Raw genomic sequence first — 13,925 nt, 5'->3', positions numbered from 1 at the left:
CATGGCCATTCTCAACGAAGAACAGGAAATGCTGCGCGACATGGCGCGGAACTGGACGACCAGCGAAAGCCCGGTCGCCGCGTGGCGCAAAGTGCGCAGCGAGAAACCCGTCGAGGGCTATTCGCCCGACGCTTGGAAAACGATGGCCGAGATGGGCTGGGCCGGGATCGTCATTCCCGAACCGTTTGGCGGCAGCGAGTTCGGCTGGCTTTCCGCCGGCCTCGTGGTCGAAGAGCTGGGCAAGACGCTCACCGCCAGTCCGCTGGTTGCAACCACCCTCGCCGCCAGCGCAATCGTGCTCGGGGGTAGCGACGAACAGAAGGGCAAGTGGCTGCCGAAACTCGCCAGCGGCGAAAGGGTCGGCACGTTGGCATTCGATGAAGGCCCCCGCCACGATGGGCGCTATTCGGCGAAGGTCGAGGGCGGCAAGCTCACGGGCACCAAGGCGTTCGTGCACGAGGCGCACGGCGCCACCTTATTCGTGGTCGCGGCTGCGGACGGGCTCTACCTCGTCGAAAAGGGTGACGGCGTCTCGCTGTCCGACCGCAAGCTCACCGACCAGCGCAGCCATGCCGAAGTGACGTTCAACGGCGCGGCAGCCGAGAAGCTGACGGGCGGCGGCGATACCCTGCTGGACGACGTGCTCGACCGTGCGCGCATCCTGACCGCCGCGGAAATGCTCGGCATGGCGCAGCAGGTGTTCGACGTGACGCTCGACTACCTGAAGCAGCGCGTGCAGTTCAACCAGGTCCTCGCGAGCTTCCAGGCGCTGCAGCACCGGATGGCCGACCTGTTCGGCGACTTGGCGATGATGCGCTCGGCGGTGGAAGGCGGGCTCGAGGCGCTCGACAGCGGCTTCGGGATCGCGCGTGCAGCCACCGTCGCCAAGGCTGAAGCCAACCGCGTGCTCCACACGATGAGCCGCGAGGGCATCCAGCTTCACGGCGGCATCGGCATGACCGACGAATACGACGTCGGCTTCTACCTGAAGCGCGCGCGCGTGCTCGAGGCGAGCTGGGGCTCGACGAGCTACCTGAGGAACCGCTTCGCGACGCTGGCGGGCTACTGAACTCGGTCGAACCAATCGACGATAACGTCGCCCTCGTCAGCGATGACGGGGGCGATGCGTTCGCCCGCCACGCGCGCTTCATGGAAGCGAACCTGAAGCGCAACTACACGGCCAACTTCGTCCATGGCGTCCTGGGAATGACCGGGTTCCGGCTGATCTACGCGCCAACGATCATCCCGGCATATCTCCTGCTGATAACCGGGAGCGCGGCCGCAGTCGGCCTTGGCACCGCACTGCTCCAGCTCGGCGCGACGATCTCGCCGATCCTGTCGGGCGCGCGGATCGAGCATCGCAGCCACATCCTGCCATACTCCATCCGCGTCGGTTCGATGATGCGGCTGGCGATCCTTGGCCTCGCGCTCGCCGGCTGGCTGCTGACGGGGCACGTGCTGGTGCTCGTCACCCTGTTCCTGTTCCTGTTCCTCGGCTTCTTCAACGGTGCCCAGCGGGTCGCCTTCCAGATGCTGATGGCCAAGGTCATTCCCATCTCGCGGCGGGGCCGGTTGCAGGGCTATCGCAATCTGGCGGGCGGAATGATCGCCGCCGTCCTCGCTTGGGTCGCGGGCAAGTACTTCATCGCCGGGGAATGGCTCGGCAACGGGTATTCGACGACGTTCCTGTTCGCCTTTGCGCTCACGAGCGCAGGACTGCTGGTTCTCCAGACGCTGATCCGCGAGCCGGCCTCTCCCGCCTCGCGCCCCGTCATTCCGTTGCGCGAGCGAGTCCGCCAGTTCCCCCAACTCCTCGAAGACAGGGACTTCGCGCGCTTCATCCTCGCGCAGGCCTGCGCCACCGCGATCCGCATCGGCGGCCCGTTCTGGACAATCTATGCCGGCCAGCGGCTCGGCATGAGCGGCGCGCTGATCGGCGGCCTGAGCTTCGCGTTTCTCGGCGCCGACACCCTTTCGAACTTGTTGTGGGGGCCGATGGGCGACCGGCTGGGCTTCCGGATCGTTTACATCCTGTCGCTGGCGCTCGCGGCGATCGGGGTCGTCCTGCTGATGATCTCGGGCAAGCCGCTCGCCATCTACGCCGCTTTCGTGCTGCTTGGCACGGGAGGGTCGGGCTGGATGCTGGCGGCGACCACGATGGTGCTCGAATTCGGGGCGCACGAGGACATTCCCATGCGCCTCGCCTTCGTGACGACCGCGGAAGGCGCGGTGGCTGCGGTCGGGCCGGTCCTGGCCGGATTGCTGGTCGCCGCCGCAGGGTTCGAACCCCTGTTCGCGCTCGTGCTCGCCGGTATCGCTTTCGCGCTCGGGCTCATGGTGTTCGCGGTGCGCGAGCCGAGACGGAGAGAACAGGTTTGAAGGTTCGCGGTTTGGCGTTGCCGATATTCTTCAGTGCGACAGGAAAAGCCTGAGCGCGGAGGAAAAAGACCGAATGCTGCTTGACATCACCACCCGACTGGCATTGAATTTCGAGAAACGGGTATCTGCCGCGGCAAGCGGAAACAAGCCCGTAGTCAAGGGAGAGACGATGATGAAATCGAGTCTGCGCCACACTTGCGCCTGCTTCGCGCTCGCCGCAGGAACGTTCGGAAGCAGCGCGGCCTTCGCGCAGACCGATCCGGGGCCGGACGCAGCAGCGGAATCGCAGCCGGAAATTGTCGTCACGGGCACCCTCATCCGCGGATCGACCGAAGACCAGCCGGCTCCGGTGGACGTCATCACCTCGGACGAACTCGCCAAGCAGGGTTCGCCGAGTGTTATCGACCTGCTCAAGAACCTGCCGACCTCGAACGGCATCATCGGCGATGCCAACCAGTTCGACGCTCGCGCGCAAGGCAACGAAGGCGTCGCCTCGGTCAACCTGCGCGGCCTCGGCCCGCAGCGCACCCTGGTCCTCCTCAACGGCAAGCGCATCGTCCAGTCTGGCGGCAGCGGCATCCCCATCGTCGACGTCAACCTGATCCCCGGCGCAGCCATTGGCCGGATCGAGGTGCTGAAGGACGGCGCCGCGGCAACCTACGGTTCGGACGCGATCGGCGGCGTGGTGAACTTCATCACCAAGACCAACCAGGATGGCTTCCTTGCTTCGGGCGACTATCGCTACATCAAGGGATCGAAGGGCGATTACGGCGGCGCGCTGAGCTTCGGCAAGGACGTCGAAGGCCTGCGCCTGTTCCTGTCGGCCGGCTACCAGCATCGTTCCGAACTTCAGACGATCGATCGCGATTTCACGATCCAGCCGTACCCCAATAACCCCCAGGGCGGCTGGACGGGTGGCGGCAATCCCGGCAACTTCGACTTCAATGCAACGGTCGGCGGCCTGAACTTCGTTCGCGACCTGGGCTGCGAGGATCTTGGCGGATTCCGCAGCGTGACCGGCTCGACGACCGATCGCTGCTTCAACCAGTACGGCCTGTTCGGCAACCTGATCGAACCGGAAGACCGCTTCCAGATCTTCGCCGACCTCGAGTTCGACATCGGCTCGAGCAGCACGCTGCGCTTCAACGCGCTGTGGGGCCATTCGGAAACCCAGATTACCACTTCGCCAAGCTATCTGCCGACGCTTCCGCCGTCCGGATACTCCGCCAATACCTTGACCACCATCCCGGCAAGTGGCGTCCTGACGCCGGCGCAGGCGGCCGGCCCCGGAGTGTTCGTGATCCCGGCCTACGCTCCGGCGCTGCGCGACTACTGCGCCGTCTACGGCGCAGCGGCGGGCTGCCTCACCACCGCCGGCGGCACGCCGCTCGCGCCGGCACTGGCCTTCCCGGTCTTGTTCCGACCGACCCTCCTGGGCGGCAATCCGCTGTACTTCGACGACAACGAGCGCGGTTCGGCGACGTCGCCGCGCGTCTCGGACGAGTATCTCGTCTCGGCCGAGTTCCGCACGCCGATCAGCGACAGCCTCGATTTCACCGCCAGCGCCACCTACAGCGAATACGAACGCATGTTCGAGGGCACCGACACGTTCGGCGACCTGCTTCAGAACGCGCTGGCTGGGTTCGGTGGGCCGAACTGCCCCTACGCATCGGCTGCCTCGCGCGCTGGGCTGACGGGTGCCCAACTGGCGGCGCTCGCCGGAACCAACGGGTGCACTTTCTTCAACCCGTTCTCGACAGCAGTGGCCGTCAACCCGGTCACCGGAGACGTCAACCCGAACTACGCCGGCAGCCGCCCGACCGGAGGCTTGTCGACCGCTCCGGGAGCCGGGCTGATCAACGACCTGGCGACCTTCGACACCTTCTTCCAGGAACCGCGGACCGTCGCGATCACCCGTCAGCTGGTGGCGGACGCCATCGTCTCGGGCCAGACCGGCATCACTCTGCCCGGCGGCAACGTCGGGTTCGCGGTCGGCGCGCAGTACCGGAAGAACTGGTACTCGCGCGACTACAACATCGTCAGCAACCTCAACTACAACCCCTGCCCCGGCTCGCCGCTCGATCCGAACGCGGTATGCGTGCAGCAGACCGGCGCTCTCGGCTTCCTCGGCACCAACAGCCCGGGGCGGACCAGCGGTGATGTCATCGCCGCATTTGCCGAGCTGCAACTGCCGATCACCGACGCGATCCAGGCCCAGCTTGCTGCCCGGTTCGAGGATTACGGCGGCGCCGTGGGATCGACCTTCGATCCGCAAGCGCGCGTCAAGTGGCAGGTCACCGATTTCCTCGCCCTGCGCGGCGGCGTCGGCACCACCTTCCGCGGTCCTCCGGCGCAGCAGCTTGCCGGTAACCTCACTTCGCTGCAGGTCATCGGCACGTCGTTCCGGGCGATCGACATCAACGGCAACCCGAACCTCGCGCCTGAAAGCGCAACGACCTACAACGCCGGCGCGATCATCGAGACCGACCGTTTCAACGCGAGCATCGACTGGTTCCGGTATGACCTGGACGGTCCGATCGAGGGCGAACCGGTGCAGGGCATCGTCAATGCTCTCTTCGGCGCCACGGGGGCGGCGAACTGCGCCGATCCGGCCTACGCCGCCCTGGCCGCGCGCTTCACGTTCACCGCTGCCGGATGCGGCATCGGCAACGTGCAGCGGCTGCGGACGCAGATCGTCAACGGCGGGAAGATCCGGACATCCGGCATCGACTTCCAGGCGAACTACCGCATGCCGGTGGGCGCGGACGCAGCGATCAGCGCCGGCTTCGCGGGCACTTACGTGATCGAGTACAAGACCAGCGACGTCGTGGTCGAAGGCATCCTGGTTCAGCCGGGCTTCGATGCGGTTGGCCAGCTCAATTACCAGACGACGGCCTATCCGCTGCCGGAATGGAAGGGCAACGCCTACCTCCAGGGCGAAATGGGCAACCATTCGCTGCGGCTGCAGGTGAACTACATCGACGGCTACATCGACCAGCGCGGCGATGCGATCTTCGGTCCCAACACCGGCGCGCTCGCGGGCCAGGCTGTGACGGCGGGCAAGAAGATCGATTCCTTCACCACCGTCGACCTGACGTACCGCGTGGTCCTGCCGACCGACACGACCATCGCGCTTTCGCTGCAAAACATCCTCGACGAGGATCCGCCGTTCGCGCGGCTCGACCAGAACTACGACCCCTTCACCGCAAGCCCGCTGGGCTTCAACGCCAAGATCGCCGTTTCGCAGGCGTTCTAGGCGGCAGCGAAGGACCAAAGAAAGGGTCGGGCACCACAAGGTGTCCGGCCTTTTTCTTGTTGAAGCGGCAATGACTGCCGGTGGTCCGGCCTTTCAGCTCTGCGGGAGAACTCAGCCGACCTCGGGAGGATCGCTGAAGACGCCCGCGCACAGCGTCCAGGCGTAGAGCTTGACGGCAATCTCCGGGTCGGGCTGCCTCGCCGCCCAACCTCGCGCCTCGTAGGCGGCATTAAGGGCCGGCATGATGAGCTGGCTCGCCACCAGCGGATCGACCGGACGCACGGACCCGTCGGCTATTCCGTCTGCCAGCATTCCCGCGAACCTGTTTGCAAGACGGTTCGATCTCACGACGACACTGCCCCGTTCATCCAACGGCAGCGCCTGCAGCGCGGTGGTACGCAGCAGGGGCATCGGATCGCGGAATTGCAGGTCGATCAGCTCGGCCAGCGCGCTGGCGATCTGGGTCCAGCCGTCGGCCTCGATATCCTCCGCGGCAAGCTGGACCGCGGATAGCCGGTCGTAGCTGCGCTGGAAGCACTCGAATACGAGATCGTCCTTGGCATTGTGGTGGTGATAGAAGCTGCCCTTGGTGACGTTGAGTGCGGCCGCGATCCGGTTGACCGAGGCGCCCCGATAGCCGCGCTGGTTAATCATCACGGTGGCCGAACGAAGGAAGGCGTTGGTTGTCTCCGCGCTGGAAACTTCTGGCGAGCGCCACCCCTCGCTCTCCAGCGGACGTGGCTGCCAGCCTTTGCCATCTCCTGCCAGGCCTCGTGCGAAGATGTCGAACATGCGCGCTTCGAGCCGGTCGAAATCGCGGGTCGAATACCGCAGAGACCACACCGGCCACCAGAACATCGCCTCCAGCAGGACGTGCGCCCGTGCGGTGTCGAGCGAGCGCTTGAGGCCCTCGCGGTGTTCTCCGAAGAAGCCGCGCACATGGTCCACTACGCGGGCATACTGCGTAAGCAGCGGCGCCTGCGCCGCTTCTTCCAGGGTGCGGATTTCGCTGAGCGCGGTGATCAGCCCGCGCTCCCCTCCGCGGATACGGCGGCGCAGTGCGACATGTGCGGCGATAAACGCCCGCACCCGCTCGGCCGGGGTAGGCAAGTCACCAGCCTCGCGCGCGGCCCTCTCCAACCAATCGAGCGTCGCCTCGTACACCGCGACCACCAGCTTGTCCTTGCGGTCGAAGTAATAGGTGATGCTGGTCGCGTTGAGGCCCACGGCGCGGGCGAGCTCGGCAAAGGTCGTACCCTTAACCCCCAGTTCGTTGATCAGCGCCGATGCCGCGTGCACGACATCCTGCCTCCGGCGCTCGAACCGCTCGGTCTCGCTTGCCTTCGGGTGCGTCCCCTCCCCCATCACATTCCCCCGGCTCTTGCGGCTATTGATCGAACAGTGCCTTCAGGTCCTTCTTCAGGATCTTCCCGTTCGCGTTGCGCGGCAGTGTTTCCTCCGAAAACAGGACACGCACCGGCACCTTGAACTTCGCGATCCGCTCGGCGACGAAGGCCTGCAATTCAGCCTCGCTCGCGTCCATCCCCGGCGCGAGGTGGACCACCGCGGCGGGCTCCTCGCCCAGTGTCGGGTGTGGAATGCCGACCAGGGCGGCGTCAGTCACCGCCGGGTGGTCGTAGAGCACGTTTTCGACTTCCGACGAGTAGATGTTCTCGCCCCCGCGCAGGATCATGTCCTTGGCCCGGTCGACGATGTAGCAGAATCCTTCCTCATCCAGCCGCGCCAGGTCGCCCGTGCGCACCCAGCCATCGACAAAGGTCTCCGCGGTTGCCTCCGGCTTGTTCCAGTAGCCCTTCACCACCATCGGCCCGCGCGCCCACAGCTCGCCCACTTCGCCGACGGGAAGTTCGGTCGTCCCGTCCTCGCTCATGATCTTGAGGTCGGCGACCGCGACCGGCGGACCGCAGCTGGTCGGGCGGTTGAGGTAGTCCTCGCTGGAATGGCCGGTGACGGTCGCCATCGTCTCCGTCATGCCCCAGCCGTTGCCGGGCAGCGCGCCGAACACGTCACGGATCTTGCGCACCAGCTCGGGCGCCGAAGGCGCGCCGCCATAGGCGATCGCCTCCAGGCTCGAGAGATCGTAGTTCTCGCGCTCGGGGTGTTCGATGAGTTGCCACGCGATGGTCGGCACGCCGCCCGTCACATTGACCCTCTCGCGCTCGATAATCTGAAACGCCTTCAGCGGATCCCATCGGTGCATGAACACCAGCGTGTTGCCCGCCGCCAGCGTCCCCATCAGCGTCGCGCTGCAGGCGGTGACATGGAACAGCGGGATCACCGTGAGCGCGGTCTTGGGCACCGGATCGGGCGGCACTTCGCCGCGCCGCAACACCGATACTGTCGCGTTGTAGGCTCCCGAAAAGATGTTGGTGACGAGATTGCGGTGAGTGCCGAGCGCGCCCTTGGGATGCCCGGTCGTGCCGCTGGTGTAAAAGATCGTCGCGTCATCATCGGCGGCGATTTGCTCGTCAGGAATTTCGGCATCGGGCAGACCGCCCCAGGTGCCGGGCGCGCCGATCACCGCTTCCAGATGCTGGGCCGGACCCGCCAGTTCGCCGGTGCCGGCGCGGCTGACGAGGACGTGCCGAAGCGAGGGGATTTCCCCCGTGTGCGGGGCGATCCGCTCCCATCGCTCGGCGTCGCAGATCAGCACCGCCGTGCCGGAGTCCGCAAGCCCATAGGCAAGCTCCCCGCCCGTCCACCATGCATTGAGCGGGACGCAAATCGCGCCGATTGTGACGGCGGCAAAGAACACCACCGGCCATTCGGGGAGGTTGCGCATGGCAAGCGCCACCCGGTCGCCCTTCTTCACCCCGCGCTCGCGCAGTTCGTGAGCGAGCTTCGCCACCGCACGGTGAAACGCAGCGTAAGTCACCCGCTCGTCTTCGTAGACTACGAACTCGCGCTCTCCGTGGGTGCGGGCGAGCATCATCAGGGCGCGCAGGTTTTCCGGGGCATGCTTCCACACCCGGGTCGGCACGCCGCGGATGGTGACGATCTCCATTTCGAAACGTTCACCGGGCGCGGTGAGCTGGTCGCGGATCTGGTCGCGGCTCATCGCCGGCCAGCCGGGCGGCGGAGTCCAGCCGAGCGCTTCGGCCAGAGTCGTTTCAGACATCGCTTTCCCTTGTATTCGTACTTTCGTTAGGGCCAATACTAAGAACAATCGCGCGCCGTGCGCAAGCGCCCATTCCTAAGGCTGGTATGGGCCTGCCCGCCGGAGAGGGTTTGCCCTCGTCGGAAAGCTGGGTATGCAAGCACGACAGAGCGCCGCGAGCGCCATGCGGGAGAGAATCGCACCATGTTGGACACCACGGCCACGGCGGCCCTCGGCTTCGACCAAGATCGGCTGGAGCGGATTGAGCCGTTTCTGCGCACGGCCTACCTCGACACCAGCCGCCTTCCGATGATGCAGCTTAGCATCGCGCGCGACGGGCAGCCGGTCTACCGCACCCAGATGGGCACGATGGGCGAAGGCCGCGAAGCCCTGCGCGAGGATGCGCTGTTCCGCATCGCCAGTATGACCAAGCCGGTCACCTCGATCGCGTTCATGCAGCTGGTGGAACAGTGCAAGGTCGCGCTGGAAGAGCCGGTGACCAAGGTCTTTCCCGAGTTCAAGAACCTGAGCGTGTACGCCGGTGGTGGCGGCAGCGGCGCGCCGTTCGTGCCCGGCGCAAAAGCCGGGCCGATGCGTTTTGTCGACTTGCTGACCCACATGTCGGGCCTGACCTACGGGTTCCAGCAGCGCACCAACGTCGATGCAGCCTATCGTGATAGCAGCTTCGATTTCGCGCGCGGCCACCTCGACAGCGACGAATACATCGCCACGCTGGCAAAGATCCCGCTCGAATTCTCGCCCGGCGACAGGTGGAATTATTCGGTCTCGACGGACGTGCTCGGCGTCGCGGTCGAGCGGATCAGCGGGATGCGGCTGGGCGACTATTTCGAAAAGCATATCTTTCAGCCGCTCGGCATGACCGACACGCGCTTCGGCGCGGAAGGCCAGCTCGACCGCCTCGTCGATGCCTACCAGTACATTCCCGGCCACAAGCCGAAGATGATCGACGCCGGTCTAAAGAGCAATCTCGGGCGTCCGGGCCGGTTCGACAGCGGCGGCGGCGGCCTCGTCGGCACGATTGCGGACTACGAGCGGTTCACCGCGATGCTGGTCAATCGCGGCGAGCTGGACGGCGCGCGGATCATCAGCCCCAAGACGCTCGACCTGATGACCGCCAACCACCTGCCCGGCGGACAGGACCTCACGCAGCTTTCGCAGAGCCTGTTCTCGGAGAGCCAGAACGCAGGCGTCGGCTTCGGCCTCGGCTTTGCCTGCGTGATCGATCCCGCCAAGACGCTGATGCCGGCGAGCAAGGGCGAATTTTACTGGGGCGGCGCCTATTCGACCGCTTTCTTCGTCGACCCGGTCGAGGGGATCACGATGGTGTTCATGACGCAGGTCTATCCGTCGAGCGCCTATCCGATCCGCCGTCAGCTCAAGACCCTGATCTATTCCGCGCTGTCCGACAGCCGCGCCTGAGGAGAACCCCGATGACCGATCCGATTTCCTCCCACCGCGATGGCGAAGTGCTTGTCGTCGTATCGAACAACCCGCCGGTCAACGCGCTCGGCCAGGCGGTGCGCGCCGGGCTCAAGCGCGAGATCGAGGCCGGCCTTGCCGACGACGGGGTGAAGGCCATCGTCATCCGCTGTGACGGACGCACGTTCTTCGCCGGGGCCGACATCACCGAGTTCGGCAAGCCGCCGCAAGGGCCGAGCCTGCCCGAGACGCTCGACGCGATGGAAGCAAGCGACAAGCCCGTGGTCGCCGCGATTCACGGCACGGCGCTGGGCGGCGGGTGCGAAGTGGCGCTCGCGTGCCATTACCGCGTTGCCGTGCCGAGCGCGAAGATCGGCCTGCCCGAAGTGAAGCTCGGCCTGATACCCGGAGCGGCGGGCACCCAGCGCCTGCCGCGGCTTGTCGGTGCCGAAGCCGCGCTGCCGCTGGTCGTCGGCGGCGATCCGATCTCTGCCAAGAAGGCGCAAAGCATTGGCCTCGTCGATGCGATCGTCAGCGAGGACAACCTCGAAGCCGATGCGGTCGCCTTCGCGCGCAGCAAGATCGGCCAGCCCGTCCCGCGCGCTTCCGAGGACACCAAGAACCAGGACGGTGTTCGCGATCCCGATATCTTCGACAAGTTCCGCGCCAGCCAGGCCCGTAAGATCCGCGGCTTCGACGCGCCCAACGCCGCGATCGAGGCGGTCAAGGCGGCCGGCGAGCTCTCCTATGCCGAAGGCGTGAAGAAGGAGCGCGAGCTGTTCATGAAGCTGATGACCGGCACCCAGTCGGCTGCCATGCGCCACTACTTCTTCGCCGAGCGCGCCGCGAACAAGATCGACGACGTGCCGGGCGATACCCCGCTGATCCCCATCAACAAGGTCGGCATCATCGGCGCCGGCACAATGGGCGGCGGGATCGCGATGAATTTCCTGTCCGCCGGCATCCCGGTGACGATCCTGGAAATGCAGCAGGACGCGCTCGACCGTGGGACGGGGACGATGCGCCGCAACTACGAGAACACCGCCAAGCGCGGGCGCATGACCGACGAGGCGGTGGAAAAGGCGATGGGCCTGCTCTCGCCCACCCTCAACTACGATGAACTGGCCGACTGCGATCTCGTGATCGAGGCCGTGTACGAGAACATGGACGTCAAGAAGCAGGTCTTCGCCAGGCTTGACGAAGTGGTGAAGCAGGGCGCGATCCTCGCCTCCAACACCAGCTATCTCGACGTGGACGAGATCGCCACCGCGACCAGGCGGCCCGGCTACGTGCTCGGCATGCACTTCTTTTCGCCCGCCAACGTGATGAAATTGCTGGAGATCGTTCGCGGCAAGGAAACCCGCAAGGACGTGCTGGCGACAGTGATGCAGCTCGCCAAGAAGATCGGCAAAGTCGCCGCGGTCTCGGGCGTGTGCCCCGGCTTCATCGGCAACCGCATGCTCAGCCCCCGCCAGCAACAGGCCAACGCGCTGATCATGGAAGGCGCGAACTACTGGGACATCGACGACGTCCTGCTCGAATTCGGCTTCCCGATGGGTCCGTTCCAGATGGGCGACCTCGCGGGGACCGACATCGGCTGGCACCGCGATCCGTCGAAGATCGAAACGATCCGCGACGCGCTCTGCGCCAAGGGCCGCTTCGGGCAGAAGGCGGGCAAGGGCTATTACGACTACGACGAGGCGCGCAACCGCACGCCGTCGGAGGAAACCAAGGCGATCATCGCAGATTTCGCCAAGAAGGAAGGCAAGCCGCAGCGCGAAATCTCCAAGGACGAGATCCGCGAGCGCCTGCTTTACCCGATGGTCAACGAAGGCGCGAAGATCCTCGACGAAGGCATGGCCCAGCGCGCGAGCGACATCGATGTGGTGTGGATCAACGGCTACGGCTGGCCGCTCTACACCGGCGGGCCGATGTTCTGGGCCGACACGATCGGTCTCAAGACCGTCGTCGAAGGGCTTGAAAAGCATGGCCTTCCGGTGAGCGATTACCTGCGACGCAAGGCGGATGCGGGCGAGAAGTTCAACCGCTGAGCCGCTTTCCTACAAAGCGTCCGGCGTGCGATGGAGGCGGCATGATCCGCGTCTGCCGACCCCTCCACGCCGCCGCTCCTGGCGTAGCTTTGCAGCGGCCCGATTTCTTTTGCCAGGACAGTGGTCCATGTGGTCCACGCGTGGGGATCGAGCGATGAACGGAGCGGATTCGACGCCGGTAATCGTTGGTGTCGGCCAGGTTGTCGAGCGCATCGGCGAGGCCGGCTGGCAGGGCCTTTCCGCCGCCGATCTCGCCGCCGCCGCCGCCGAGCGCGCCTTGGCGGATGCGGGCGCGGCACGGGACCTGAAGCCGCTGGTGGAAGTCGTCTCCTCCATCCGCACTTTCGAGGATTCGGGCGCAGCGCCCTCGCCCTTTGGCAAGCCGGACAAGTTCCCGCTCGCGGTGGCACGTCGGGTCGGCTTGGCTCCGAGGCACGCGATCCTCGAAGCGGTTGGCGGGCAATCGCCGGTCACGGCGCTCGTCGAGATGGCGGAGCGGATTGCGCGCGGCGAGACTGCTGCCGGAATGGTGTTCGGGGCCGAGGCGATCTCGAACACCCGTTACCTCTCATCGCAGGGCGAGATGCGCGACTGGGCGGAGCACGACGAAGGGGAGATCGAGGACCGCGGATCGGCGCGGATGCTCACCGCGCTCGGCATCCGTCACGGCATCGTCAGCGCGCCGATCGCCTACGCCCTGCTCGAGAACGCCCGCCGCGCGCGCCTCGGCATGAGCCGCGAGGACTACTGCACCGCGATGGGCGAGCTGTTCGCGCCGTTCAGCGCCAAGGCGGCGGCGAACCCATATTCCTGCGCGGCGAGCGAACCGCTCTCCGCCGAGGAGATCGCGACGGTCACAGCGAAGAATCGCATGATCGCCGATCCCTTCCCGCTGAAGGTCGTCGCCCGCGACCAGGTCAACATGGGCGCCGCTATGCTGGTCATGTCCGTCGCTGCCGCGCGAGGCGCGGGCATCCCGGAGGACCGCTGGGTCTATATCCACGGCGCAGCACAGGCGGCAGAGCCCGACATCCTCGAACGCGCCGACCCGGGCGCTTACCCCGCCGCCGAGGCCGCGCTCGATGCCGCTCTTGCCGCTTCCGGCAAGTTGATGGGGGAAGTCGAAGTGCTCGATTTCTATTCGTGCTTCCCGATCGCCGTTTTCTCGACCGCGATCGACCACCTGGGTCTCAATCAGAACGATCCGCGCGGGCTGACGGTGACGGGCGGGCTCCCCTATTTCGGCGGATCGGGCAACGGCTATTCGAGCCACGCGATCGCGAGCACGGTCGAACGGCTCCGCGAACGGTCTGGCGCATACGGCCTCGTCGGCGCGAACGGCGGTTTCCAGAGCAAGTACGCCGCGCTTGTTCTCTCGACCGAGCCCGGCGCATTTCCCGGCTGGAGCGAGGCGGTGCAAAAGCGCGCGCCCTCGCCCGAAATCGCCGAGCTGGCCCAAGGGCCGGGCACGGTGGAAACTTATACCATCGTTTACGGCCGCGAGGGACCGACTTACGCCATCGCGGTCGGTAGCCTTGCCGATGGCAGCCGTTTCATCGCTCGCAGCGACGACCCCGCGACGCTCACGGCTATGGAAGACGCGGATCCGGTGGGAGCGCAAGTGCTGCTTTCCAATGGCGGAGAACGCAACGCGTTCACACTGGGCGGCTGAAACGCTAGT

Annotated in this window: 8 protein-coding genes; 6 read left to right on the top strand and 2 right to left on the bottom strand. The window is 65.9% G+C overall.

The features are described from left to right. Position 1 precedes the first annotated feature (1 nt). The 3 genes from IEW58_RS03580 (at position 2) to IEW58_RS03570 (ending at position 5,635) form a co-directional block, all read left to right on the top strand. Positions 2-1,069, top strand: a complete 1,068-nt coding sequence (locus IEW58_RS03580) for an acyl-CoA dehydrogenase family protein (RefSeq protein WP_188643863.1) — start codon at positions 2-4, stop codon at positions 1,067-1,069. 80 nt (positions 1,070-1,149) lie between these two features. Continuing rightward, complete coding sequence (locus IEW58_RS03575) at positions 1,150-2,379, top strand: MFS transporter (RefSeq protein WP_188643862.1); 1,230 nt, start codon at positions 1,150-1,152, stop codon at positions 2,377-2,379. 73 nt (positions 2,380-2,452) lie between these two features. Next, positions 2,453-5,635, top strand: coding sequence for a TonB-dependent receptor plug domain-containing protein (locus IEW58_RS03570; RefSeq protein ID WP_188643861.1), 3,183 nt, complete (start codon positions 2,453-2,455; stop codon positions 5,633-5,635). Positions 5,636-5,746: 111 nt separating this feature from the next. Here IEW58_RS03570 and IEW58_RS03565 read toward each other — a convergent pair whose 3' ends face one another. Beyond that, entirely contained in the window at positions 5,747-7,000 is a 1,254-nt protein-coding gene (locus IEW58_RS03565) for a TetR/AcrR family transcriptional regulator (RefSeq protein WP_188643860.1), read from the bottom strand. Between the two features lie 22 nt (positions 7,001-7,022). Then, positions 7,023-8,774 carry a class I adenylate-forming enzyme family protein gene (locus IEW58_RS03560; RefSeq protein ID WP_188643859.1) on the bottom strand — a complete coding sequence of 584 codons (1,752 nt, stop codon included), beginning with the start codon at positions 8,772-8,774 and terminating at the stop codon, positions 7,023-7,025. 183 nt (positions 8,775-8,957) lie between these two features. Between IEW58_RS03560 and IEW58_RS03555 the strand changes: the two genes are divergently transcribed. The 3 genes from IEW58_RS03555 to IEW58_RS03545 all read left to right on the top strand — a co-directional run bounded on the left by IEW58_RS03555 (position 8,958) and on the right by IEW58_RS03545 (position 13,916). Beyond that, entirely contained in the window at positions 8,958-10,193 is a 1,236-nt protein-coding gene (locus IEW58_RS03555; protein ID WP_188643858.1) for a serine hydrolase domain-containing protein, read from the top strand. Between the two features lie 11 nt (positions 10,194-10,204). Next, complete coding sequence (locus IEW58_RS03550) at positions 10,205-12,244, top strand: 3-hydroxyacyl-CoA dehydrogenase NAD-binding domain-containing protein (protein ID WP_188643857.1); 2,040 nt, start codon at positions 10,205-10,207, stop codon at positions 12,242-12,244. 154 nt (positions 12,245-12,398) lie between these two features. Beyond that, complete coding sequence (locus IEW58_RS03545; protein ID WP_188643856.1) at positions 12,399-13,916, top strand: TLP1 C-terminal extension domain-containing protein; 1,518 nt, start codon at positions 12,399-12,401, stop codon at positions 13,914-13,916. Positions 13,917-13,925 lie beyond the last annotated feature (9 nt).

It is taken from the genome of Tsuneonella deserti, assembly GCF_014644315.1.
GTDB classification, from domain to species: Bacteria; Pseudomonadota; Alphaproteobacteria; order Sphingomonadales; family Sphingomonadaceae; genus Tsuneonella; species Tsuneonella deserti.
Note: the sequence above shows the minus strand (reverse complement) of the source record. Positions and strands in the feature narration are given on the sequence as shown.